General features: G+C 69.6%; 21 protein-coding genes. 14 read left to right on the top strand and 7 right to left on the bottom strand.

Annotation, left to right across the window (positions count from 1 at the left end):
• Positions 1-5 precede the first annotated feature (5 nt).
• Together D187_RS14515 and D187_RS14510 are read left to right on the top strand one after the other, a co-directional pair.
• On the top strand, positions 6-1,130 hold the full coding sequence (locus tag D187_RS14515) for a mannosyltransferase family protein (protein ID WP_043429911.1): 1,125 nt from the start codon (positions 6-8) through the stop codon (positions 1,128-1,130).
• The gene (locus tag D187_RS14510; RefSeq protein ID WP_002621624.1) at positions 1,127-1,795 is read left to right on the top strand and encodes a class I SAM-dependent methyltransferase; all 669 of its coding nucleotides are present in this window, start codon (positions 1,127-1,129) and stop codon (positions 1,793-1,795) included. The genes D187_RS14515 and D187_RS14510 overlap by 4 nt, the downstream gene beginning before the upstream one ends.
• On the opposite strand, the gene D187_RS14505 is transcribed toward D187_RS14510, so the two are convergent.
• Together D187_RS14505 and D187_RS14500 are read right to left on the bottom strand one after the other, a co-directional pair.
• Positions 1,768-2,616, bottom strand: coding sequence for a carbohydrate deacetylase (locus D187_RS14505; protein ID WP_002621622.1), 849 nt, complete (start codon positions 2,614-2,616; stop codon positions 1,768-1,770). The two genes, D187_RS14510 and D187_RS14505, sit on opposite strands and share 28 nt — an antisense overlap.
• Positions 2,617-2,622: 6 nt before the next feature.
• Positions 2,623-3,417 carry a glycosyltransferase family 2 protein gene (locus tag D187_RS14500; protein ID WP_002621620.1) on the bottom strand — a complete coding sequence of 265 codons (795 nt, stop codon included), beginning with the start codon at positions 3,415-3,417 and terminating at the stop codon, positions 2,623-2,625.
• A 175-nt stretch (positions 3,418-3,592) separates the two neighbouring features.
• Here D187_RS14500 and D187_RS14495 point away from each other — a divergent pair, with 175 nt between their 5' ends.
• From D187_RS14495 to D187_RS14485, 3 genes are all read left to right on the top strand, one after another.
• Positions 3,593-4,510 (top strand): diguanylate cyclase, encoded by a 918-nt coding sequence (locus D187_RS14495; protein WP_306413569.1) that lies wholly within the window; start codon positions 3,593-3,595, stop codon positions 4,508-4,510.
• Positions 4,511-4,731: 221 nt separating this feature from the next.
• On the top strand, positions 4,732-6,282 hold the full coding sequence (locus D187_RS14490) for an ATP-binding protein (RefSeq protein ID WP_002621612.1): 1,551 nt from the start codon (positions 4,732-4,734) through the stop codon (positions 6,280-6,282).
• Complete coding sequence (locus tag D187_RS14485) at positions 6,279-7,748, top strand: sigma-54-dependent transcriptional regulator (protein WP_002621611.1); 1,470 nt, start codon at positions 6,279-6,281, stop codon at positions 7,746-7,748. Before D187_RS14490 ends, D187_RS14485 begins: the two co-directional genes overlap by 4 nt.
• Positions 7,749-7,763: 15 nt before the next feature.
• Here the strand turns inward: D187_RS14485 and D187_RS14480 are convergent, their stop codons facing one another.
• The gene (locus tag D187_RS14480; RefSeq protein WP_002621610.1) at positions 7,764-9,095 is read right to left on the bottom strand and encodes a replication-associated recombination protein A; all 1,332 of its coding nucleotides are present in this window, start codon (positions 9,093-9,095) and stop codon (positions 7,764-7,766) included.
• A gap of 233 nt (positions 9,096-9,328) precedes the next feature.
• Here D187_RS14480 and D187_RS14475 point away from each other — a divergent pair, with 233 nt between their 5' ends.
• The 9 genes from D187_RS14475 to D187_RS14435 all read left to right on the top strand — a co-directional run bounded on the left by D187_RS14475 (position 9,329) and on the right by D187_RS14435 (position 19,484).
• Positions 9,329-10,531 carry an ROK family transcriptional regulator gene (locus D187_RS14475; protein ID WP_002621609.1) on the top strand — a complete coding sequence of 401 codons (1,203 nt, stop codon included), beginning with the start codon at positions 9,329-9,331 and terminating at the stop codon, positions 10,529-10,531.
• Positions 10,528-12,015 carry a sugar ABC transporter ATP-binding protein gene (locus D187_RS14470; RefSeq protein WP_002621608.1) on the top strand — a complete coding sequence of 496 codons (1,488 nt, stop codon included), beginning with the start codon at positions 10,528-10,530 and terminating at the stop codon, positions 12,013-12,015. Before D187_RS14475 ends, D187_RS14470 begins: the two co-directional genes overlap by 4 nt.
• Entirely contained in the window at positions 11,996-13,033 is a 1,038-nt protein-coding gene (locus D187_RS14465; RefSeq protein WP_002621607.1) for an ABC transporter permease, read from the top strand. The genes D187_RS14470 and D187_RS14465 overlap by 20 nt, the downstream gene beginning before the upstream one ends.
• 74 nt (positions 13,034-13,107) lie before the next feature.
• The gene (locus D187_RS14460) at positions 13,108-14,076 is read left to right on the top strand and encodes a substrate-binding domain-containing protein (protein ID WP_002621606.1); all 969 of its coding nucleotides are present in this window, start codon (positions 13,108-13,110) and stop codon (positions 14,074-14,076) included.
• 71 nt (positions 14,077-14,147) lie between these two features.
• Complete coding sequence (locus tag D187_RS14455) at positions 14,148-15,170, top strand: sugar phosphate isomerase/epimerase family protein (RefSeq protein WP_002621605.1); 1,023 nt, start codon at positions 14,148-14,150, stop codon at positions 15,168-15,170.
• Positions 15,167-16,333 (top strand): Gfo/Idh/MocA family protein, encoded by a 1,167-nt coding sequence (locus D187_RS14450; RefSeq protein ID WP_002621604.1) that lies wholly within the window; start codon positions 15,167-15,169, stop codon positions 16,331-16,333. The genes D187_RS14455 and D187_RS14450 overlap by 4 nt, the downstream gene beginning before the upstream one ends.
• 99 nt (positions 16,334-16,432) lie before the next feature.
• Positions 16,433-17,731 carry a hypothetical protein gene (locus tag D187_RS14445; protein WP_002621603.1) on the top strand — a complete coding sequence of 433 codons (1,299 nt, stop codon included), beginning with the start codon at positions 16,433-16,435 and terminating at the stop codon, positions 17,729-17,731.
• Between the two features lie 128 nt (positions 17,732-17,859).
• Positions 17,860-18,705 carry an NAD(+)/NADH kinase gene (locus D187_RS14440; RefSeq protein ID WP_002621602.1) on the top strand — a complete coding sequence of 282 codons (846 nt, stop codon included), beginning with the start codon at positions 17,860-17,862 and terminating at the stop codon, positions 18,703-18,705.
• An 8-nt stretch (positions 18,706-18,713) separates the two neighbouring features.
• On the top strand, positions 18,714-19,484 hold the full coding sequence (locus tag D187_RS14435; RefSeq protein WP_002621601.1) for a YdcF family protein: 771 nt from the start codon (positions 18,714-18,716) through the stop codon (positions 19,482-19,484).
• A gap of 3 nt (positions 19,485-19,487) precedes the next feature.
• Here D187_RS14435 and D187_RS14430 read toward each other — a convergent pair whose 3' ends face one another.
• The 4 genes from D187_RS14430 to D187_RS14415 all read right to left on the bottom strand — a co-directional run bounded on the left by D187_RS14430 (position 19,488) and on the right by D187_RS14415 (position 23,681).
• Positions 19,488-21,119: a bifunctional metallophosphatase/5'-nucleotidase gene (locus D187_RS14430; RefSeq protein ID WP_002621600.1), complete on the bottom strand. Its 1,632-nt coding sequence runs from the start codon at positions 21,117-21,119 to the stop codon at positions 19,488-19,490.
• 131 nt (positions 21,120-21,250) lie between these two features.
• The gene (locus tag D187_RS14425; RefSeq protein WP_002621599.1) at positions 21,251-21,997 is read right to left on the bottom strand and encodes an MBL fold metallo-hydrolase; all 747 of its coding nucleotides are present in this window, start codon (positions 21,995-21,997) and stop codon (positions 21,251-21,253) included.
• A gap of 67 nt (positions 21,998-22,064) precedes the next feature.
• Positions 22,065-22,670: a TetR family transcriptional regulator gene (locus tag D187_RS14420; RefSeq protein ID WP_002621598.1), complete on the bottom strand. Its 606-nt coding sequence runs from the start codon at positions 22,668-22,670 to the stop codon at positions 22,065-22,067.
• Positions 22,671-22,748: 78 nt separating this feature from the next.
• Positions 22,749-23,681 (bottom strand): catalase family peroxidase, encoded by a 933-nt coding sequence (locus tag D187_RS14415; protein WP_211241512.1) that lies wholly within the window; start codon positions 23,679-23,681, stop codon positions 22,749-22,751.
• Between the last annotated feature and the right edge of the window lie 45 nt (positions 23,682-23,726).

Here is a 23,726-nt window from a genome sequence, read left to right as displayed (position 1 = left end):
GGCGCATGCTCCGCTCGTCTTCCCGCATCCTGGCGCTCGTCGTGTTGGCCGCGCTCCTCGCCTGTGCCGCGGCCTCGGGCGCGGGGGCCTGGCGCTTCCATCACAAGAACCCCCAAGCGCCCGTGGTGGGGCTCGACGAGTACGTGGTGATGGGGTGGGTGGGGTGGGACGCGAGCTGGTACGCGCGGATCGCCGAGAAGGGCTACGACTACCGTCCCGGCGAGCAGAGCTCGGTGGCCTTCTTCCCGCTCTATCCCCTGGCCATCCGCGCCGTGGAGGCGCTCGGCGCCAACGTGTACCAGGCGGGAGTGCTCGTCAGCCTGTTGTGCGGCCCGCTCGCGGTGCTGCTCTTCCTGCGCTGGGCGCGCCTGCTCGTGGACGACACCTCCGCGCTCCATGCCTCGCTGCTGCTCGCCCTCTACCCCTTCACCTTCTTCCTCTATGGCGTGATGTACTCCGACGCGCTCTTCATCCTGCTGGTGGTGGGCGCGTTCCTCGCGTTGGAGAAGGGGCACCTGGTGCCGGCGGTGGTCCTGGGCGCGCTCGCCACGGCGGCCCGGCCGGTGGCTCCCGCGGTGGTGGTGGGACTGCTCGTGCGCCGCTGGGAGTGGAAGCGCGCGCGGGGCGAGCCCTGGAGCGTCGTGGATCTGCTGCCCGTGCTGTCCGCGCTCGGCTTCGGCCTCTACGTGCTCTACCTGGAGCGCCACTTCGACGCGCCGTTCGCCTTCGTCGATGCCCAGCAGGGCTGGGGCCAGTTGCCCGGCTGGGAGGCGTGGTTGAAGCTGCCCTGGTTCAAGGCCGTGTTCCACGAGGGCAACGCCGAGGTGAAGCTCCGGCTCGTCGTGCACGCGCTCTTGACGGGCGTGGCGCTCGCGCTCGTGATTCCCACCTTCCGGCGGCTGGGTTGGGGCTATGGCGCGTTCTGCGCCGTCATCGTGGGAATTCCCTCCGTGGCGACCAAGGACTTCATGGGCATGGGACGCTACCTCCTGTCCGCCTTTCCGCTCTTCGTCACCCTCGCGCTGCTCCTCAGAGACCATCCGCGCGTCCGCCAGGGCCTGTGGGCCGTGGGCGCGGTGTCTCTCGTCGTCCTCTCCGCCGCTTTCGCCCTGGACCACTACATCTCGTGAACGCCCCACTCACTCCCACCCTGTCCCTCTTCTCCCACCTGCCCCCCGGCGAGCGCTTCCACGTACACGCCCGGGCCTTCTCGGCTCCCCTGGAGGCCGTGGCCGCCCGGGTGCCCCCCGGGGGCCGCGTCGCCGAGGTGGGCTGTGGCCATGGCCTGCTCTCCGGGTTGCTCGCCCTGGGCGATTCCCGGCGCCAGGTGCATGGGGTCGATCCCGACCCACGCAAAATCGCCTGGGCACGCCAGGGGCCGGGGACGCTGCCGAACACGGTGTTCGAGGTGGGGAGCGTGGAGTCGCTGGCCGCCGGGCAGGCGGGCGGGTTCGACGCGGTGGTGGTGTGTGACGTGCTGTACCTACTGCCCCTGGAGCGCTGGCCGGACTTCCTTCGCGACGCGGCGCGGCTGCTGCGCCCGGGAGGACGGCTGCTGGTGAAGGAGGCCGAGGGAGATGGCTCCTGGAAGCACCGCAAGTGCCTCGCGCAGGAGTGGGCGATGGTGAAGGTGCTCGGCCGGACGAAGGCGGGCGGCGCGCTGGTGCTCCAGCCGCGGCACGCGATGGAGGCGCTGCTGCGCGAGGTGGGCTTGCACCTGCGCGAGACGGTGGACCTGGGCGCGGGCTACACCACGCCCCATATCCTCTACGTGGCGGAGGCCAGGGCGCCGTAGGTGGTCAGCTCCACCCCGGCGCGCTGGAGCCGGGCGCGCACGCGGGGGCTGGTGAGCGCGTCCAGCTCGGACTGCCAGCCATAGGTCCACAGGGGATCCTCCGGCACATGGGGGCGGCCCTCGCCCGGGTGGCACCCCAGCTCGAAGTCCCCGGGGGGCAGGGCGTCGAGCAGTGACAGGAGGGCGGCCTCGTCGAGCTGGCCCGCCTCGAAGACGCCGCCCGCGCTCACCCGCCGCACGCCCGCGGGCGGCCTGGGCGCGCTCCGGGCCAGCAGCGTGAGCAGCGACGTCTTCACCGCGGCTCCGGGCGCCCGTCTCCAGGCGAGGCGGGGCAGCCGGTCCGGCCAGCGCAGGGGCAGGCCCTCACGTCGCGCCAGTGCCTCCACGACGGGGCGCACGCCGGGCAGCAGGTGCAGGTGCTGGTGCATGTCGAGGTGATCCACCTCGGCGCCCAGCTTCCGGGCCCGCGCCAGCTGCGCGGCCAGTTCGTGCTCCAACTCCTCGCGGCGCACACGTCCGGTGAGCCACGCGCGCGCGAAGTCCGCCCAGCCCGCGCGCAGACGGCCGCCGGGCGCGAGCGTGGGGACGCGTGCGGGAGGCGACACGGGGGCCAGCCGGGTGCACACGGCGAGGTGGACTCCCAGGGCGAGTCCCTGGGCTCGCGCCTGGCGCACCGCCTCGGGGGCACTGGGGCCCATGACGAGCACGGTGGCGCTGGTGACGATGCCCTCGCGGTGGGCACGCAGGATGCCCGCGTCCAGGGAGGGGTGCAGCCCCAGGTCGTCCGCGTTGACGACGAGGCGTGTGGGCGCGTGCTTCACCGGGGCCTATCCGTGGCCGCGCGCCTTCTCGCGCGCCGGGCCGTGCAGCGAGGCCACCGTGGGGGGCAGCCGCACCGGGCGTTGGGCCGCCTTGGGCCAGCGCGTCTCCGGGTACAGCCGCGCCAGCTCGCGCACCATCTTCAGGATGACCGTGGGCGAGGACAGCGTGGAGATGCCGCGCGTGCGGGGGAAATAATCCACGCCCATCTGGAATACCCGGAAGCCCTGGTGGATTGCTTTCACCACCAGCTCCGCGTCGATGAAGGAGCCCAGACTGTTGAGCTCCACCGACTCCAGGACCTTGCGATGCATCACCTTGAAGCTGAAGTTGATGTCCTTCACATGGACGCCGAAGAGCGTGCGGATGAGCAGGTTGTAGGCGAACGAGTAGACGATGCGCTTGGGGCCCTCGCTCGTGCGATCGAAGCGGAAGGCGCAGAGCATGTCCGCCTCGAGGTACTTCATCAGGTGCAGCGCCCGCTCCAGCTCGTTGAGATCGAAGGGCAGATCGATGTCCGAGTACACCACGATGTCCTTGGTGGACGCGGACAGGCCGGTGCGCATGGCGCCGCCGAGCTTGAGGTTGACCGGGTGCGTGATGAAGCGGAACTGGGGAATGCGCGCGGCGAGCCGCTCGCAAATCTCCTGGGTCCGGTCCGTGGACGCGTCGTTGACGACGATGATTTCGAAATCATCGGTCAGCCGCGGAAGCACTTCCAGGGCGCGCATGACCGAGCGCTCGACGTAATCCTCCTCGTTCCAGGCGGGAAAGAAGAGGCTGATGCTGGGAGAAGGAGCCACGATGGAAGACCTCGGCGGTGCGCCCCGGTGAACGGATCGCGGGGGAGGCGGCTGCTATCAAACATCCCCGGCCGAGCGCAATCCAACGGTCGCGGAGTGACGGACGGACGTGCTAGCGTCACGGCTTTGGTTGGTTTCGAGGGGTGATGTGGGAGACAGGCGCCTCATACTGTTGGTGGACGAACAGCCCGCTCGGCAAGCACAACTCGCGGGTGCGCTGGAGCAGGACGGTTTCTCCATCCGGTTGGTCTCCGCTGGCGCGGAGGCCCAACGCCTCATCGACGAGGCCCGTCTGGTGCTGCTCGTGCTCGGGCCGGCCGGTGGGCCCGCGCGCGCCCTCCTGCAGCACCTGATGGCCCGGGACGACGACGCGCAGCGTCCGTCCATCATCGCGCTCATCCCCGCGGAGGAGAACGCGGCCGTGGTGGCCGTGTTGCGCCTGGGCGCCGAGGTGGTGCGCACGCCCGTGGACGCCGAGGAGCTGTCGGTCCGGGTGGAGCGCTGCCTCCAGGAGCGGCAGCGGATGGACGCGCTGCTCACGCGCGTGAACGCGCTCGAGCGCCTGTCCATCACCGACGGGCTCACCCAGGTGCACAACCACCGCTACTTCCAGGACCGGCTGCGCGAGGAGTTCCGGCGCGCCCAGCGCTACGACGATCCGCTCTCGCTCATCCTCCTCGACCTGGACCACTTCAAGCGCTTCAACGACGACCATGGCCACCAGGTGGGCGACCTCGTGCTGCGCGACGTGGCGGCCTCGCTCCAGCGCAGCGTGCGCGAGACGGACCTGCTGGCGCGCTACGGCGGCGAGGAGTTCGCCATCCTCCTGCCGCGCACGCCCCTGGCCGGCGCGCTCACCGTGGCCGAGCGCGTCTGGCGGGAGCTGGGCGTGCTGCACACCGGCCCGGAGCGCACCCTGCGCGTCACCGCCTCCGTGGGCGTCGCCTCCTTTCCCCACCACGCCGTGGGCAACGCCGAGCAGCTGGTGCGCTCCGCCGACGAGTCCCTCTACCGCGCCAAGCACGAGGGCCGTAACCGCATCTGCGTCCACTCGGCCCTCGCGTCGTCCCCCGAGCGGCCCGCCTCCCCTTAGTCCCCTTGTCGTCCGGATGGGAGAAATGGGGTGGGTCCCCATTGACCCGATTCGAGAGTCGGGGTATGATTATACCCAGGGTGGTCAGCGGCCCCGGGTGTTGAAGCACCCGGTATCAGGGCGGTTTGCGAGATAATGGATGTTGGCAGCGTCATTGCAAACGCTCGGGGTTCGGATTCGGGACGAGGTTGCCACTGGAACTGGCGCAGACACAGGGAGCGGTGCCACGCGGTCGGCTGTTGCTGGTGGACGACGAGGAATACATCCTGAAGTCCATCCGGCGTGTTCTCCGGCGCGGTGACTGGCAGATCGAGACGGCGTCGGACGCGGAAGAGGGTCTCAAGGCCCTCGAGCGTTTCACGCCCGAAGTGGTCATTTCTGACTTCCGCATGCCGGGCATGAATGGCGTGGAGTTCCTCAGCCGCGTGAAGGCGCAGGTTCCCCGCGCCCAGCGCATCATGCTCACCGGGCAGGCGGATCAACAGGCCATCGAGGAGGCCATCAACCGCTCGGAGATCTTCCGTTTCATCTCCAAGCCGTGGAACGACAGCCACCTGGTGCTCACGGTCAAGAGCGCCTTCGAGCAGTACGCGCTGCAGGCGGAGAACGAGCGGCTGTTGCGCGTGACGCAGCAGCAGAACGAGGAGCTGCGGCGGCTCAACGCGGAGCTGGAGACGCGGGTGACGCTGCGCACGCACCTGCTCAGCCAGGCCAAGCGCGAGTGGGAGCTGGCGTTCGACTCCATGGACACGCCGCTGGCCGTGGTGCGCGCGGACTATGGGGTGCGCCGCGCCAACCGCGCCTACACGGAGCTGGCGGGGGACAGGCTCAAGGAGCCCTTGAGCGAGGAGGGCTCCGAGCAGCTGTGCCACAAGCTGCTGTTCGATCGCGACTCGCCCTGCCCGGGCTGTCCCCTGCACGAGGCGCTGGAGACCAATCGCGGCACGCGCGCGGAGATCCGCCCCCGCGGCCGCATCTACGCCATGGCCGCCTACCCGCTCACGGGCGAGGGGCGCGCGGTGTGCTCCTACCGGGACATCACCGACGAGCGCGAGATGACGCGCCGCTTCATCGAGACGGAGAAGATGGCGGCGGTGGGGCAGCTCGCCGGCGGCGTGGCGCACGAAATCAACAATCCGCTGGGCGGCATCCTCGCCTTCGCGCAGTTGATGAAGCGCGACGAGGGCCGCAGCAAGGAGGACCTCGAGTCGCTGGGCCTCATCGAGGAGAGCGCGCTGCGCTGCAAGCGCATCGTGGAGAGCCTGTTGAAGTTCAGCCGTCACAGCCGCACGGATGATCGGCGCACGTTCCAGCTCAACAAGTGCGCGGAGGACTCGGCGGTGCTCTTCGGGGCCCAGCTCAAGTCCTACCCCAAGGTGCGGCTGGACTTGCGCCTGGAGCCGCAACTGCCCGAGCTGTTCGGAGACCCGGGCCAGCTGTCGCAGGTGATGCTCAACCTGCTGCAGAACGGCCTGCACGCGCTGCCCACCACCGGAGGCAACCTGACGCTGGAGACAGGCAGGGAAGAGGATCGCTGCTTCTTCCGCGTCGCCGACACGGGCTGTGGCATCGAGGAGCGCTACCTCGCGCGCATCTTCGAGCCGTCCTTCACCACCAAACCGCCGGGTCAGGGAACGGGCCTGGGCTTGTCGATCGCCTACCGTATCGTCGAGGACCACGGCGGCGTCTTCAAGGTCGATACCCAGATGGGTGAGGGTTCTCGCTTCACCGTCTACATCCCCATTCCGTTGCAGCTCGAGAGGTCGCCGTGAGCCCGCCCCCGCCCGTCCCCGCGCCCAAACGCGCCAAGATCCTGGTCGTGGACGACGATCCCATCGTCCTCAAGGCCGTCACCTCCATCCTCGTGCGCGAGGGCTATCAGGTCGTCTCCATCGACGACGCCGTCGAGGGACTGACGGCCGCGAAGGATCCGTCCATCGACGTGGCCGTGCTGGACATCAAGATGCCCAACCTGTCCGGCATGGACCTCTTGCGCGGCATCAAGGCGGTGCGGCCGGACGTGGAGGTCATCATGATGACCGCCTTCGCCACGGTGGAGACGGCCGTGGAGGCGGTGAAGGCCGGCGCCTACGACTACCTGACCAAGCCCTTCGAGAACATCGACGAAGTGAGCATGACGGTGGCCAAGGCCGCCGAGCGCAAGTCGCTGCGCGACAGGGCGCGTGCGCTCGAGGAGGCACTCAGCGCGCGCAACCAGTTCGAGGAGCTCATCGGCCAGTCCGCGCAGATGCGCGCCGTGTTCAAGCTGGTGGAGACGGTGAGCCACTCCACCGCCACGGTGCTCATCCAGGGTGAGAGCGGCACGGGCAAGGAGCTCGTGGCGCGCGCCATCCACTACCGCAGCGCGCGCAAGGACAAGCCCTTCGTGGCGGTCAACTGCTCGGCCCTCACGGACACGCTGCTGGAGAGCGAGCTGTTCGGCCACGTGAAGGGCAGCTTCACCGGCGCCACCTCCAACAAGAAGGGCCTGTTCGAGGCGGCCGACGGCGGCACCATCTTCCTCGACGAGATTGGCGACGTGCCCCCCGCCACCCAGGTGCGCCTGTTGCGCGTGCTGCAGGAGGGCGAGGTCAAGCGCGTGGGCGCCAACGAGCCGGTGAAGGTGGACGTGCGCGTCATCGCCGCCACGCACGTGGACCTCAGCCGCGCCAAGGAGCAGGGCAAGTTCCGCGAGGACCTGTTCTACCGGCTCAACGTCATCACCATCGACCTGCCGCCCCTGCGCGATCGTCCCGAGGACGTGCCGCTGCTCACCCACCACTTCCTCAAGGTGTACACGGCCAAGGTGGGCAAGCGCGTCACGGGCTTCACGCCCCGCGCCCTGGAGGCCCTCACCTGCAACCGGTGGACGGGCAACGTGCGCGAGCTCGAGAACGTCATCGAGCGCGCCGTGGTGCTCACCTCCAAGGAGGTGCTGGACACCGACGATCTGCCGCCGGGCTTCCAGGAGGCGCCCCAGGCCGGCGCCCAGGTGGAGGTGTTCAGCCTCGCGCACCTGCCCTACGCCCAGGCCAAGCGTCTGGCCATGCGCGCCTTCGAGCGGCGCTACCTCACCGCGCTCCTGGAGAAGCACACCCACAACGTCTCCAGCGCCGCGCGCGCCGCCGGAGTGGATCGCTCCAACTTCCGCCGCCTGCTCAAGCAGTACGAGGTGGCCGGCCGCACCATGAAGCGCTCCAAGGACGACGACGACGATACCCTCGACGCCGCGTCCTGACGGCGGGAGCGCCGCTCAACCCTCCTCGCCCGGTTCGCGCGAGCGGCTCTCCAGTTGACGTTGGATCTCCTCGTAGCGCTCGGCCATCTCCCGCTCGAAGCCGTTGCGCGTGGGCGTGTAGAAGCGCCGGCCCTCGAGCGCCGAGGGCAGGTAGTCCTCCGGGACGTAGTTGCCCTCGAAGTTGTGCGGGTACTTGTAACCCGCGCCGTAGCCCAGTGACTTCATCAGCTTCGTGGGCGCGTTGCGCAGGTGCGCGGGCACCGGCAGCGCGCCTCCTTCCGTGACGGCGGCGCGCACCGCGGCGTACGCGGAGATGACCGCGTTGGACTTGGGCGCGAGCGCCAGGTACGTCACCGCCTGGGTCAGCGGCAGGGTGCCCTCGGGCAGGCCCATCAGCTCGAAGGCGCGCAGCGCGTCCACCGCCACTCCCAGGGCGCGCGGGTCCGCGTTGCCCACGTCCTCCGAGGCGAAGATGACCATGCGCCGGAAGATGAAGACCGGATCCTCTCCCGCCTCCAGCATGCGCGTCATCCAGTAGAGCGCGGCGTCCACGTCCGAGCCCCGCATGGATTTGATGAAGGCGCTCACGACGTTGTAGTGCTCCTCGCCCGCCTTGTCGTAGAGCAACGCCTTGTGTTGCAGGGCCTCCTCGGCGATGGCCTTGTCCACGCGGGTGCCTCCATGCGCGGCCGCGGCCTCCAGCGCCGTGAGCGCCTTGCGCGCATCGCCTCCCGACGCCTGCACGAGGAAGGTGAGGGTCTCGTCGTCCACCCGCACCTTGCCCGCGAGGCCCCTGGGCGACTCCACCGCCCGGCGCAAGAGCGCCACGAGCTCCTCCTCCTCCAGCCCGCGCAGGGTGACGACGCGCGCGCGCGACAGGAGCGCCGCGTTCAGCTCGAACGAGGGGTTCTCCGTGGTGGCCCCGATGAGGGTGACGGTTCCCTTCTCCACGTGCGGCAGGAGCGCGTCCTGCTGCCCCTTGTTGAAGCGGTGGATCTCGTCCACGAAGAGCAGGGTGCGCTGGCGGCGCATCTTCCAGCGCTCCTGCGCTCGCGCCACCGTCTCGCGGATCTCCTTCACGCCGGAGAGCACCGCGGAGAGCGACTCGAAGGCGGCGCCGGTGGAGTGGGCGATGAGGTGGGCGAGCGTCGTCTTGCCCGTCCCCGGTGGGCCCCAGAGGATGATCGACGGCACCTGATCCTGCTGGATGGCCCGGCGCAGGAAGCGGCCTTCGCCCGTCAGGTGCTCCTGGCCGACGAACTCCTCCAGGCGGGTGGGGCGCATCCGCTCGGCGAGGGGCGCCAGGGTGGCCTCGTCCTTGCGGCTGGCGTGATCGAAGAGATCCATGGGGAAATACTGTTGTCCCCCTCCGACCCTGTCACCGCGCCGATGCGCCGCCGCGACCGCCAGGCCGTCCTTCGAGAGGTGCGCTTTCTTCCGTTCAGTGAATCGATTCCGCACGAGGTGCATGAGTATCGACCCATTTAGGGTCGAAGTTCTTTGTTGTCGGGCCGAAGTCCGCCTGGGTAGTTTGGACTTCGGCTTTCGCGCAACGTCCTTCACCCCCGCAGAGATCCGACTTGAACCGCTGGAACGGCCTATCTCCTGGAGAGCTCGCCCTGCTGGACATGGTGTTCTGGTCCAGCGGCCTGTCTCGCGACGCGCTCGCCCGGCGCTCGGCCTTCTCCAAGACGCGAGCCAACGCGGTGGTGGCGGGGCTGCTGGAGCGGGGACTGCTGGAGGAGAACGGCTTGCAGGCCTCGTCCGGTGGCCGCCGGGCCGAGACGCTGCGGCTGCATCGGGGGCTGGGCGTGCTGCTGGCGGCGGATCTCGGCGCGACCGGCCTGCGAGTGGGCGTGCTGACGCCGGACCTGCAGGTGCTCGCGCGGCACGTGGAATCCGCGGACGTGCGCCAGGGCCCCGAGCTCGTCCTCGCGCGCGTGCGGGCGCTGCTGCGTCAGTTACTGGAGCAGGCCGGCCTCTCGGCCCACGACGTCATCGGCATCGGCATGGGCGTGCCAGGCCCCGTCAACTTCGAGTCCGGTCAGCTCGTCAACCCACCGCTCATGCCCGAGTGGGATGGCTTCTCCATCCGCGACGACATGAAGGCCGACTTCGCCGCGCCCCTCTTCGTGGACAACGACGTCAACATCATGGCGCTCGGGGAGCTGTGGCGGCTGCAGCGCTCGCTGCACGACTTCCTGGTCATCAAGGTGGGCACCGGCATCGGCTGCGGCATCGTGTGCCAGGGGCAGGTGTACCGGGGCGCCACCGGCTCGGCGGGAGATGTCGGCCACATCTGCGTGGACCCGTCCGGTCCGCGCTGCCACTGCGGCAACCTGGGCTGCGTGGAGGCGATGGCGGCGGGGCCGGCGATCGCCCGCATGGCACGCGCGGCGGTGGAGGCGGGCGAGAGCGCGTTGCTCGCGGAGACCCTGGCGGCCACCGGCACCATCCGCCCCGAGGACGTGGCGCGCGCCAGCCGCGCGGGGGACGCGGCGGCCAACGCCATCGTGCAACGCGCGGGCGGGCTCATCGGACAGATGCTCGCGTCGGCCGTGAACTTCTTCAACCCGTCGCACATCTTCTTCGGCGGCTCGATGATGCGCATCGGCCCGCTGTTCCTCGCGTCGCTGCGGCAGAGCATCTACCAGCGCTCGTTGGCGCTCTCCACGCGCCAGCTCGAGATCCAGCTCTCCCCCCTCGGGGAGCAGTCGGGGCTCATTGGCGCCGCGGTGCTGGCCATGCAGGAGACGCTGCGGATGAAGGGAGCCGCGCAATGAGTCTCGCCATCGAGTTCCGTGACGTCGTGAAGGCGTTCGGCCCGGTACGGGTGCTGCACGGGGTCAGCTTCGCGCTGCCGCCTGGCCGGGTCATCGGCCTGCTGGGCGAGAACGGCGCGGGCAAGTCCACGCTGATGAAGATCCTCTCCGGCTACGAGTCGGCCACCTCGGGCGAAGTGCTCGTCAATGGCGAGGCGGTCCACTTCACCGGCTCCCGCCAGGCCGAGGCCCGGGGCATCGTGTTGATCCACCAGGAGTTCAACCTCGCCGAGGACCTGACGATCGCGCAGAACATCTTCCTCGGTCACGAGAAGAAGCGCGGCTGGTTGTTGGACGACGCGGCGATGAACCGCGAGTCCGCGCGCGTGCTGGAGCAGGTGGGGCTGCGGGCCTCTCCCGAGACGCCGGTGCGCCAGTTGATCGTGGCGGAGAAGCAACTGGTGGAGATCGCCAAGGCGCTGGCCCGCAAGGCGCGGCTGCTCATCATGGACGAGCCCACCGCCACGCTGACGCCGGGCGAGACCGAGCGCCTGTTCGCGTTGATCGCCCAGCTCAAGGCCGATGGCGTCTCGATGCTCTACATCTCGCACAAGCTGGACGAGGTGGAGCGCATCACGGATGAAGTGGTGGTGATGCGGGATGGCCGCTTCGTCGCCCGCTCGGCGACGCGCGACGTGACGCGCCACCAGATGGCCAGCCTCATGGTCGGCCGCGAGGCCTCGGACCTCTATCCGCCCAAGGCGCCCCCTCCCGCGGACGTTCCACCCCGGCTGAGTGTGCGGGGACTGACGGTGCCGGGATGGGCCCGGGACGTGAGCTTCGACGTGCGTCCCGGAGAGATCCTCGGCTTCGCGGGACTGGTCGGCGCCGGTCGCACCGAGCTGTTCGAGGGACTCCTCGGCTTGCGGCCACGCGAGGTGGAGCGCGTCGAGCTCGACGGCCGCCGCGCCCACTGGCGCAACCCCCGGGATGCCGCCGGGGACGGGCTCACGTACCTCAGCGAGGATCGCAAGGGGAAGGGCCTGCACGTGCACTTCGGCCTGCGCGAGAACCTGACCATGATGGCGCTCTCGCGCTACGCCACGCCCTGGCTGCGGCCCGAGGCCGAGCGCCAGGCACTCGAGGACGCCGTGAAGCGCTTCGGCATCCGCACGGGCTCCCTGGACAACCGCGCCTCGGCCCTGTCCGGCGGCAACCAACAGAAGCTCGCGCTCGCCAAGGTGCTGCACCCCGACCCCAAGGTGGTGGTGCTCGACGAGCCCACGCGCGGCGTCGACGTGGGCGCCAAGCGCGACATCTACTTCTTGATCGAGGCGCTGGCCCGCGAGGGCCGGGCCGTGATCGTCATCTCCTCCGAGCTGATGGAGCTGATCGGACTGTGCCACCGCGTGGCGGTGATGCGCGGCGGCCAGCTCCGCACCACGCTCGAGGCCGACCACCTGACCGAAGAGGAACTCATCGCCCATGCCACCGGAACCCACTGACTCCCTTCGGCCGGGGGCCACCGCCCTGGCCGCCTCGGAGGGGACGCCGCTGCACCGTGTCCGCGCCCTCCTGCATGGCTTCGGCCCGCTGCTCGGGCTCATCGTGCTGTGCATCGCCGGCACCCTGCTCAACGGCGACTTCGCCACGCTCGACAACGTGATGAACGTGCTCACGCGCACCGCCTTCATCGGCATCATCGCGGTGGGCATGTGCTTCGTCATCATCTCCGGAGGCATCGATCTCTCCGTGGGCTCGATGGCCGCGCTCATCGCCGGCGCGATGATCCTCCTGATGAACCGACTGGCCCCGTCGCTCGGCTCCCCCGTGTCGGTGATCGCGCTCGGCATCGGCTTCGCGCTCCTGCTCGGCGCGCTGTTCGGCCTCGCGCACGGCCTGCTGATCGCCCGGGGAGGCATCGAGCCGTTCATCGTGACGCTCGGCACGCTCGGCATCTTCCGGGCGTACCTCACGTACTTCGCCGACGGCGGCGCCATCACCCTGGACTCGGACCTGTCCGACGCCTACGGCCCCGTCTACTACGCGAGCTTCCTCCTCCCGGTTCCCGTCTGGGTGTTCCTCGCCGTCGCGCTCGGGGGCGGGCTCATCCTCAATCGCACGGCCTACGGCCGCTACGTGCAGGCCATCGGCTCCAACGAGCAGGTGGCGCGCTACGCCGCCGTGGACGTCAACCGCATCAAGGTGCTCACCTACGTGCTGCTCGGCGTCTGCGTGGGCATCGCCACCGTCCTGTACGTGCCGCGCCTCGGCTCCTCCTCGCCCACCACCGGGCTGTTGTGGGAGCTGGAGGCGATCGCGGCGGTGATCGTCGGGGGCACCGCGCTCAAGGGCGGCTCGGGCACCGTCACCGGAACCGTCGTGGGCGCGGTGCTGCTGTCCGTCATCAGCAACATCCTCAACCTCACCAGCGTCATCAGCGTGTACCTGAACTCGGCGGTTCAGGGCTTCGTGATCATCGGCGTGGCGTTCATGCAGCGCCGACGCAAAGGCGCCTCGTGACGAAGTGAGCCGTGTCGTCCGGCAGCCGGGGGCTGCCCTGTCGTTCTCCCTTACCCCACCAGGAGACAACCCGTATGAAGCCCATCTTCCGTAGACTCGCCTTCGGCTTATCCGCCATGGCCGCGCTCCTCACCGCGTCCGGAGCGCTCGCGCAGGACAAGCAGGTCAACCTCGGCGTGGCCATCCCGGCGGCCACCCACGGCTTCACCGGCGGCATCGTCTGGTGGGCCAACGAGGCCAAGAAGGAGCTGGAGAAGCAGCACCCGGGGCTGAAGATCACCGTGAAGACGGCGGCCAATGCCTCCGAGCAGGCCAATCAGCTCCAGGACCTGCTGACCGTCAACAAGATCAACACCCTGGTCGTCTTCCCCTTCGAGTCCGCCTCGCTCACCCGGCCCGTGGCGCAGGTGAAGGGCAAGGGCGTCTACGTCACCGTGGTCGACCGGGGGCTGACCGATACCAGCGCGCAGGATGCCTACGTCGCCGGGGACAACACCGCCTTCGGCCGCATTCCGGCCGAGTACCTGGCCAAGCGCCTCAACGGCAAGGGCAACATCGTGGCGCTGCGTGGCATCGCGACCACGATCGACAACGAGCGCATGGACGCCTTCAAGGCCGTGCTGAAGAACTACCCCGACATCAAGCTGCTCGACGCGCGCTACGCCAACTGGAACCGCGACGATGCCTTCAAGGTGATGCAGGACTACCTCACGCGCTTCAAGCAGATCGACGCCGTGTGGGCCGCCGATGACGACATGGCCGTCGGAGTGCTCAAGGCCATCGAGCAGGCCAAGCGCACCGACATCCAGGAGGTGTTCGGTGGCGCGGGCTCCAAGGGCATGGTCAAGACCATCCTCGAGGGCAAGAACAAGCTCGTCCAGGCCGACGTCTCCTACTCGCCCAAGTTCATCTACGAGGCCATCAAGCTGACGGCCGAGGCGCGCCTCAAGGGCGAGGCGCTGCCCCCCAAGACGATCATCCCCTCGGTGCTCATCACCAAGGAGAACGCCCAGCAGTTCTACTTCCCGAACTCGCCCTTCTAGGTGTCTTCCATCCCCGGCCCCTCCCGCGCGGGTGGGGCCGCGGGGTGTCTCCCCCTTCCAGGACTCCGACCATGCCAAGACCCGTCATGCTGTTCACCGGCCAGTGGGCCGACCTGCCTCTCTCCGAACTCGCTCCGCTGGCCCGGCGCATGGGCTATGACGGCCTGGAGCTGGCCTGCTCGGGCGATCACTTCAACGTGCGCGAGGCGCTCGCCTCCAAGGCGTACGTGCGCGACAAGCGGGCCCTGCTCGAGTCCCATGGACTGCAATGCCTCGCGATCAGCAACCACCTGGTCGGCCAGGCCGTGTGCGACCTGATCGACGAGCGGCACCAGTCCATCCTTCCCGAGCACGTGTGGGGAGATGGTGAGCCGGAAGGGGTGCGCCAGCGCGCCGCCCAGGAGATGAAGGAGACGGCGCGCGCCGCCGCCGCCTTCGGCGTGAAGACCGTCACGGGCTTCACGGGCTCGTCGGTGTGGCACGCCACCTATGCCTTCCCGCCCACCTCCCAGGCCTTCTGGGACAAGGGCTTCGCCGACTTCGCCCGCCGCTGGACGCCCATCCTCGACGTGTTCGAGGAGCATGATGTCCGCTTCGCGCTCGAGGTGCACCCGACGGAGATCGCCTTCGACATCGCCACCGCCCAGCGCGCGCTCGAGGCGGTGAAGGGCCACCGCCGCTTCGGCTTCAACTTCGACCCCAGCCACCTCGGCTACCAGGGCGTGGACTACGTGAAGTTCCTCCGCACGTTCGCGGGTCGCGTCTTCAACGTGCACATGAAGGACGTGTGGTGGGGCCGGGGCGACGGCACCGTCGGCGTGTTCGGTGGCCACACGAGCTTCGGCGATGCGCGCCGCTACTGGGACTTCCGCAGCGTGGGCCGGGGGCTGATCGACTTCGAGTCCATCATCGTCGCGCTCAACGACACCGGCTACACGGGACCGTTGAGCGTGGAATGGGAGGACAGCCGGATGGACCGCGTGCACGGAGCGACCGAGAGCGCGGCCTTCTGCAAGCGGCTCGACTTCCCCGCCGCGGCGGGAGCGTTCGACGCCGCGTTCGACAAGGACAAGCAGACCCGGGCGGCGAAATGAGCGCCTCGCACGATCGCAAGCTGCGCTACGCCATGGTCGGTGGTGGGCGTGACGCGTTCATCGGCGCGGTGCACCGGCGTGCCATGGCCCTGGACGGGCAGATGGAACTGGTCGCCGGCGCGCTCTCGTCCGACCCGGACAAGGCGCGCGCTTCCGGCCGCGACCTGGGCCTGGCCGACGCGCGCAATCACGGCCACTGGGAGGAGCTGCTCGCCGATGAGCTGAAGCGCCCGGTGGACGAGCGCATCGACTTCGTCTCCATCGTCACGCCCAACCACGTGCACTACCCGGTGGCCAGGGCGTTCGCCGAGGCCGGCATCCACGTGGTGTGTGACAAGCCGCTCGTGCACACCAGCGCCCAGGCCGAGCAGCTCGTGCGCACGGTGGAGCGGACCGGCATCGTGTTCGGCGTCACCTACAACTACACCGGCTATCCCATGGTCCGCGAGGCGCGGGAGCTGGTGCGCGGCGGCGTCCTGGGCGAGCTGCGCAAGGTGACCGTCGAGTACAACCAGGGCTGGCTCGCCACGCACCTCGAGGCCCAGGGCAACAAGCAGGCCGGCTGGCGCACGGATCCCGAGAAGAGCGGGGCGGCGGGCGCCATCGGTGACATCGGCTCGCATGCCGAGAACCTGGCCGCCACCGTCACGGGGCTCGAGATCGAGGCGATCTGCGCGGACCTGGGCTCGCTCGTTCCCGGACGCCGGCTCGATGACGATGGCAACCTGCTGCTGCGCTGGCGCGGGGGGGTGAGGGGCGTGTTGGTCGCCTCGCAGATCGCCGCCGGCTTCGAGAACGACTTGCGCCTGCGCGTGTTCGGCTCTCAGGGCTCACTCGAATGGCGGCAGGAAGAGCCCAACCAGCTGGTGCATGCGCCACTCGATGGACCCAGGCGCATCCTCACACGGGGCTCGCCGTGGTTGAGCGAGTCGTCGCGCCGCGCCTGCCGCGTGCCCTCCGGTCATCCCGAGGCCTTCATCGAGGCGTTCGCCAACGTGTACCTGGGCGTCGCGGCGGACATCCGCGCCCGGCTCGCCGGCGTGCGCGCGGATCCGATCGCCGCGGACTATCCGCGCGTCACCGATGGCGCGCGCGGGGTGCGCTTCATCGAGAAGACGGTCGAGTCGGCCTCCAGCGAACGCAAGTGGACGCCCATGACGTGAACGGGGGGCATTGAGCGGCTTTACTCGTATTGCGGGTCTGTTCACATTTCCGGTTTTTTGGGTTAAGCGCTTTTCAAGCCCTTGCTCCGGAGCGCTCGCATGCGTCGTCTGCTCTCGTCCCTCGTGGTGATGTCCCTGATGGGTTGTGGTGCGGGCCCCACTCCAGAAGAAGAGGCCGCGCTCGGAGCGGGGGAGGAGGGGCTCGCGGTGCCGGCGCTCGCCAGCCCTCCGCAGGCCACGGTGGACCAGGCCATCGCCGCGCCGCTGGGGTGGTTCGGCGTCAACTCCACGGGGGAGCGCTACTGCTCCAACTGCAATGGCCAGTCCATCCTCCTCGCCATCGCGGCCTTCAAGGGGAACACGAGCGCCGACGCGAGGCTCCTGCAGCAGATGCGCTACGTCATCGGCGGCAACCGGGATCCGTTCGCCAACGGCGGCTACATGGCCCAGCACGAGCGGATGATGACGGGCATGTTCGCCATCGCCAAACGCACCCCGCGCGTCTGGGAGCAGCTCACCGCCGCCGAGAAGACGAAGATCGATCTCATCATGAAGGCGACGCTGGTGGGCTCGGCCTACACCACCTCCGACACGAGCAACGCGGGCAGCGCCACGCCCACGGGCATCGATGGTGACACCAACCTCGACCGCGACTGGAACCCCAACTACCGCGAGGGCATGGTGGGCGCGATGCTCGTCTCCACGCTGTACCTGGGGGGACGGACCGCGACGGACACGTTCCTCAACGGCTACAAGCACGCCTCCTTCGTGACGCAGCTCACCTCGGCGGGCCTCACCCGGCTCGCCTCGGTCTTCAACACGAATGTCAGCACGCCGGGCGCGGGGGCTCCCAGCGCCGCCACCATCGAGAGCGCCATCCGCGACTATCGCTACAAGGGCCTGGCGCTCGACCAGCTCTTCGACATCTACGTGCTGCTGGCGAACGACACGTTCAGCGCCACCGTGGATTGTGGCCTCAACGCGGGCGCCGGGGTGCTGCTGAGCACGGGCGAGCACTCGGGCTATCTGGTGGAGGGCTGTGCCCAGTTGGCCAACAAGGGCAAGGTGGGCCAGCTCAAGGAGTTCCACTCCAACGACGCCAACGGCGCGCGCAGCTCCATCACCTACGCCTATGACGGCTTCAAGCCGGATCTCACCAACCACGCGGTGCTGATGGCGTACGGAGCCATTCCCGTGGGCACCACCACCACCGCGGTGGTGAACCGCATCTCCGTGGGGGCGAAGGATCTGTTCTTCAAGGCCACCCATGGCTACCGCAACTACGCCAAGGGCAAGGACCAAGGCACCTTCAAGCTGCCGGCCTCGGGCACCGGCAACGGCTACGAGTTCAACCGTCCCCTCTGGGAGAACGTCATCGCTCCCGCGTACGGCCTCTGACGGGTCCGGGAGTGGCCACGGGGGCTCCCTCCGGGACGGTTCGGCGCCCCGCCGGTGTCACGAGGTCATCGAAGCGGCCATTTCCTCCAGCGCGAGCCGGGGCGCTTGGTCTACAACCCGAACCCATCGTGCACACCCTGGTTCTGGTTGCGAAGAAGGACAAGCCCGAGGCGGCGGAACTCGCCCTGCGGATCCGTGAACGCTACCCCTCGCTGGAGGTGCTGGGGGACCGCCTCCTGGCCCACACGCTCGGCTGGCCGCGCATCGAGGATCGGGAGCTGGTGAGCCGGGCGGATCTCGTGGTGGTGCTCGGGGGGGATGGCACCCTCATCCACGCGGCGCGGATGCTCGATGGGCGCCCCACGCCCATTCTCGGAGTGAACCTGGGCACACTGGGCTTCATGACGGAGATCTCCGCGGACGGCATCTTCCCCGCGCTGGACGCGGTGCTCGCGGGCCGCTTCAAGCTGGAGTCGCGCATGAAGCTGTGCTGCCGGCTGGTGCGCGACGGCAAGGTGCTGGTGCAGGACGAGGTCCTCAACGACGTGGTCATCAACAAGGGGGCGCTCGCGCGCGTGGCGGACCACGAGGTGTCCATCGAGGGCGTGCCCGTGGCCATGTACAAGGCGGACGGCGTCATCCTGGCCACGCCCACGGGCTCCACCGCCTACTCGCTGTCCGCGGGCGGGCCCATCGTCCACCCCTCGGTGGACTGCACGGTGCTCACGCCCATCTGCTCGCACGCCCTCACGCACCGCTCCACGCTCGTGCCCGCCGATCGCACCATCCGCATCACCCTGTGCAGCGAGACCGCGGACACCTTCCTCACGCTGGATGGGCAGACGGGCCACGGCCTGCAGTGCGGGGACAGCATCGAGGTGGTGCGCTCGCCCAACCGGGTGCAGCTCTTGCGTGACCCGAGCGTGGGCTACTTCTCCATCCTCCGCAAGAAGCTCCACTGGGGCGAGCGCTAGGCCCGGGCGTGTTCATCTTCCTGTCGAAGGTGTTGGATCTGTTCCTCGCGCCCCTCACCTGGGCGCTGCTGTTGATGGCGGTGGGAGGCGCGTTGCGCCGGAGGCGGGCGCGGCTGGCGGTGGGGCTCCAGGTGTTCGGGTGGCTCACGCTGTACGTCTTCTCCACCGAGGCCGTGGCCAACGCGCTCCAGCGCTGGGTGGAAGCGGGCGTGGTGTCCACGTACCAGCCGGACACCGTCTACGACGCCGTCATCGTGCTGGGCGGGGCGGTGGACGCGGACGCCACGGAGCGCTCGGGCTATCCCGAGTACAACCCCGCGCCGGAGCGCATCATGCGGGGCTTCGAGCTGCTGCGCGAGGGCAAGGCGCGCCACGTGCTCCTGGCGGCGGGCACGCTGGACACGCGCCCGGAGGCGCCGGTGGAGGCGAACCTGCTCGCGCGCCAGTTGATGATGTGGGGGATTGAGCCCGAGCGGATCGTCCGGGAAGGCAAGAGCCGCAACACGCGCGAGAACGCGTTGAACTCCGAGCCCCTCATCCGCGAGCGGGGCTGGAGCAAGCTGCTGCTGGTGACGAGCGCGGCGCACATGCCCCGGGCGCTGGGGACCTTCGAGGCGGTGGGGCTGCATCCGGACACGCTCGCGGTGGATGTGCGCTCGCATGCCTGGTACCCGCACGGCGCCTGGTGGCAGCCCCGGGCATCCAACCTGTCGGTGGGCACGGACGCGCTGCGGGAGCTGTTCGGGCGGCTGGTGTACCGGCTGCGCGGGTGGGCGTAGCGGCTAGTGCGCCGCCCGGGCGCCGATGGGGCAGGAGATGGGAATTTCCTCGTCCGTGGTCGCCACGTCATGGGCCCCCGCGCGCAGCCGCCGGATGCGGCCGTCCGTGGCGGGGACGATGGAGGGCGCGGACGCGAAGGCGGCGCGCAGCACCTCCTGGGTGGTCCGTCCCTGCTTGGGGGCGACCTGGTACTTCGCGCCCTTGAACATGGTGTACCCGTCGCCGCCGCCGGAGATGTACGAGTTGGTGGCGAGCGTGTACGTGCGCCTGGCATCGAGCGGCTCGCCATTCACGTTGACGCTCACGATGCGCTCGCCCACGGGCCGGCAGACGTCGAAGGTGTAGTGGATGCCGGAGACCTGGGGGAAGCGCCCCGGGTCCGCCTCCTCGGCGCTGCGGCTCACGCCGTGCTCCAGCGCCTGGAGCAGCACCGCGCCCGTCACCTCGATGCTCACCACCGAGTCCGGGAAGGGGTGGATGGCCAGCACGTCCCGGCGGGTGAGGGGCCCGGGCCGCAGCACCGAGTCCGAGCGGATGCCTCCGCCGTTGATGAGCGCCACCTGCGCGCCCGCGGCCTGGCGGTAGGCGTCCGCGATGAAGGAGCCCAGGTTGGTCTCGTGGTTGCGGTTGGCCTGCTCGTTCGCGTCGAGCGGCACGGAGGTGCGGCCCACGGGCTCGGACAGCTCGGCCGTCAGCGCGTCATACGGGCGCATGGCGGCGGTGAAGGCGGTGTCCTCGGGCACGTCCGGCGTCACCGGCAGCACGTCGAAGTCCATGCTGCGCAGCTTGCCGCTGCGCGTGCCCACGTGCAGCGTGACGCGTCCCAGCTCGCGCGCCTCGGAGGACATCTTCACGATGGGCGTGCCGTTGGACACCGCCTGCATCAGGATGTGCTCGTGGCCGCCGATGATGACGTCGATGGGCGCGCAGCGCGCGAGCGCCTTGTCCTCGGCCACGAACAGGTGCGTGAGCCCGACGATCACCTGGGCGCCCTGGGCCTTCATGAGCGGCACCACCTCGCGCGCCTTGGCGCAGGTGTCCGTGAAGTACACGTTCGGCCCGGGCTTGGAGCTGTACTTCGTCTTGCCCAGCAGCACCCCGAAGAGGCCCACCTTCACCCCGCCCACCTCGCGGATGACGAAGGGCGGCGTGTCCGCGAAGGGGCGCCGGGTCTCCTTGTCCATGACGTTGGCGCCCAGCCACGTGAAGCGCGACTCCTTGATGCGCTGGCGCAGCACGTCCGGCCCGAAGTCGAACTCGTGGTTGCCCAGCACCGCGTAGTCCAGTCCCAGGGCGTTCCACGCGTCGATCATCTGCTTGCCCTTGTGGAAGGTGGACTCCACCGAGGGCCCCAGCGTGTCGCCGGCCATCAGGAACAGCGTGTGGGGCGACTCGGCGAGCACCTGCTTGTGCAGGGTGGACAGCCGCGCCAGTCCTCCCCGGCCCCCGAAGTCCACCGGAGTGAACTGGTACACGTCGTTGACGTGCAGGAGGGTGACGGTGACGGTGGGCTCGTCCTCCAACTCCGGCTCGGGAGACGGAGACGTGCGTCCCAACAGGGAGGCACAGCCCGCGAGCAGCAGGGGGGCCAGGAGAAGGGCGGAGAGGCTCGGCGGGCGGAACGGAGAGGACATGGGAATTTCGGCGGCGAGAATCTCCCACGTTGGGCCCGCTTGTACATCCTTCTCGCGTGACCCGTCCGTGACGCGCCGTCGCAGGTGCGCCCTCCCTCTCGCACAGCGAGGTGGCGGGCGGTTCGGGTGGCTCACACCGTGTAGCGGCGTCCCTGGGCGAGCGGTTCGATGTTGCTCGTCGCGAGGTCGAACCCATCCGGGTAGTGGATGAGCCGCATCTTCGCGCGAACGGCCTCGGGCAGGGCCGCCAGCTTCGCGTAGGGCGTGTGGACGCCGTGGTTCGTCTCGTGCACCACGAGGTCCGCCTCGCCGAGCCAGGCGATCAACCCCTCGTCATAGGCGGTGTCCGCGCTGTAGCCGAGGCAGCGCCCGCCGGCGCGGATGCGCAGCGCCGTGGTGGGCACGTGGTGGTAGGTGCGGCGGCACTCGATGGAGAAGGGGCCGAAGCGCACGGCCTCCTCGGTGGAGAGTGGCAGGGGCTCGAAGTAGTCGTCGAGCCCATGGCGCTCGGGCTCGCCTCCGGGCGTGCGGATGAGATCCTCCATGCCGGCGGCGAGGTGGCCGTCCCACAGCCGGCGCGTCACGTCCGGGTGGGCGAGCAGTCGCAGCTTCCGCTTGAGCACGAAGAAGGAGAAGTAGCCGAGCCCTTCCACGCCCGAGCTGTGGTCGGCGTGCAGGTGGGTGAGCACGAGGCCCGACACGCGGTCGGCGTCCAGCGTCACCCCCGAGGTCAGGCTGGCCTCGCGCATCATCTTGCGGATGGGGTGCGGACAGTCCACGAGCAGCACCTGGCCCTCGGCTTCGAGCGCCAGGCAGGAGGAGTAGTACAGGGCGGAGAAGGCATCGCCGATGCCGAGGGTGACGAAGGACAGGCTCATCGCGGACTCCAGCGAGAAGGGGGGGAACAGAGGTGCTGCTCGGGGCTCCATGTGGGAAGGATGCGAATCATCGCCGCGCCTCCGGGCCGTCCGTGTCGAGCAGCCCCGCGGCCATGCGCTTCACCGTGCCCGCGGCCGAGCCCGGGGGAATCAGCCCCGGAGCGGCCGTCGAGAGCACGAAGTAGCCCTGGATCGCCGCGAAGAGCCCCGCCGCCACCGCCCGCGCCCGCTCCCGGCCCAGCCCCTCACCGACCAGCTCCTCCAGGTGCGCCAGGTCCGCGCGCACCACCTTGTCGTAGGCCGCGCGCACCTCGGGCTGGCGCAGCGCCTCCGCGCTGATGGTCACCCAGGCCGCCACCGCCTCCGGCTCCGCTTCGTCTCCCGTGGCGAGCAAGGCCTCGATGAAGGCCTCCACCCGCGCCCGCGGCCCTCCCTTCGTCCGCGCCAGCCGCGCCTTCACCCGCTCCCGCCCCCGCTCCGCGAGCTGCTCCACCAACGCCAGGAGCACCTCCTGCTTCTGGGTGAAGTGGTAGTGCACCAGGCCCGGGCTCAGCTCCGCCGCCTTCGCGATCTCCGCGATGGACGCGCGCTCGTAGCCGCGCTCGGCCATCACCCGCAGCAGCCCCTGGACGATCTGCCTCCGACGCTCCTCCGTGTTCGATGGGCGGGCCATGTCCGAACCCCCTGTTCATAGGTTGGTCGAACAACCTATAAACGCGCGGGGGGTCCGGCGTCAACCGGACGGACCCGGCTACTGCCCCAGGTCGGCCGGCTTGGGCTCGGGCTTGGTCTCCTGGGAGCGGCGGTGGTGGGACTCGCGGTACACCTGGGAGCGGAAGCGCAGGATGGGGTCGTCGGACAGCTCGATGCCGGGGACGACGCCGGTCGGATCGAAGACGAACTGCTCGGACTCGCGCTGGTCCTCATAGGGGCGCTCGAGCACGAGCCGGCCGACGGTCACCAGCGGGCGGTCCTCGGGCCAGGCGCGGGTGGCGTCGTGGGTGGGATCACCGGGCTGGGCCAGCTGCAACTCGAGATCCCAGGACACGCGCTCGCGCGAAACGCGCTCGCGGATTTCATCGAGCAGGTACTGCTCGGGGCGCTCGGCGGCCTCGGCCTCGCTCAGGGTGGCGGGGCCGGCCAGGGGCACCCAGCGGTAGCGGAAGGTGCGACGCTGTCCGTGGGCGTCCACCAGATGGTAGGCGTGGATGCCGTTGAAGCGCTCGTGGGCGAAGCTGGGCGTGGGCTTGAGCTGGGCGACGCCCTTGATGCCGCGCAGCGTGCTCAGGTGCGTGGCGAGGTAGCCCAGCAGGCGCAGCGGGTTGGGCTTGCGCTTCTCGCCCTCGGGGCGCTGGGCGGTGGTGAGCTGCACGAACTCCTCGGGCGTGCGGACGAGGAAGACGGGGATGTTGGCGGCGGCCCAGGTGGCGAACCCGCCCGAGGGCAGGGTGAAGCGCACGGCGAGGCCCAGCACCCGGCCCCGGGTGGGCGACACGCGATCCCCGGCGTGGGGGCTGCCCGCGGCGTTCGACAGCCGCACGAGCGTGCGGATGGGAGGGCCCTGGAAGTGCTCCGCCGTCGTCAGGCCCCGGGCGTCGGGCGAGGGGGTGAACGTCGCACGGAACACCAGCCCCCGGGAGTGGGCGCGCCGGTAGCCCTTCTCGGCGCCGGTATAGGCCTCCATGGCATGAATCGCTTCTTGAACTGGCTCCGCCATCTCGCTCGTCCT

The sequence above is a fragment of the Cystobacter fuscus DSM 2262 genome (genome assembly GCF_000335475.2).
Lineage (GTDB): Bacteria > Myxococcota > Myxococcia > Myxococcales > Myxococcaceae > Cystobacter > Cystobacter fuscus.
This window is presented reverse-complemented; position numbering and strand designations above follow the sequence as displayed.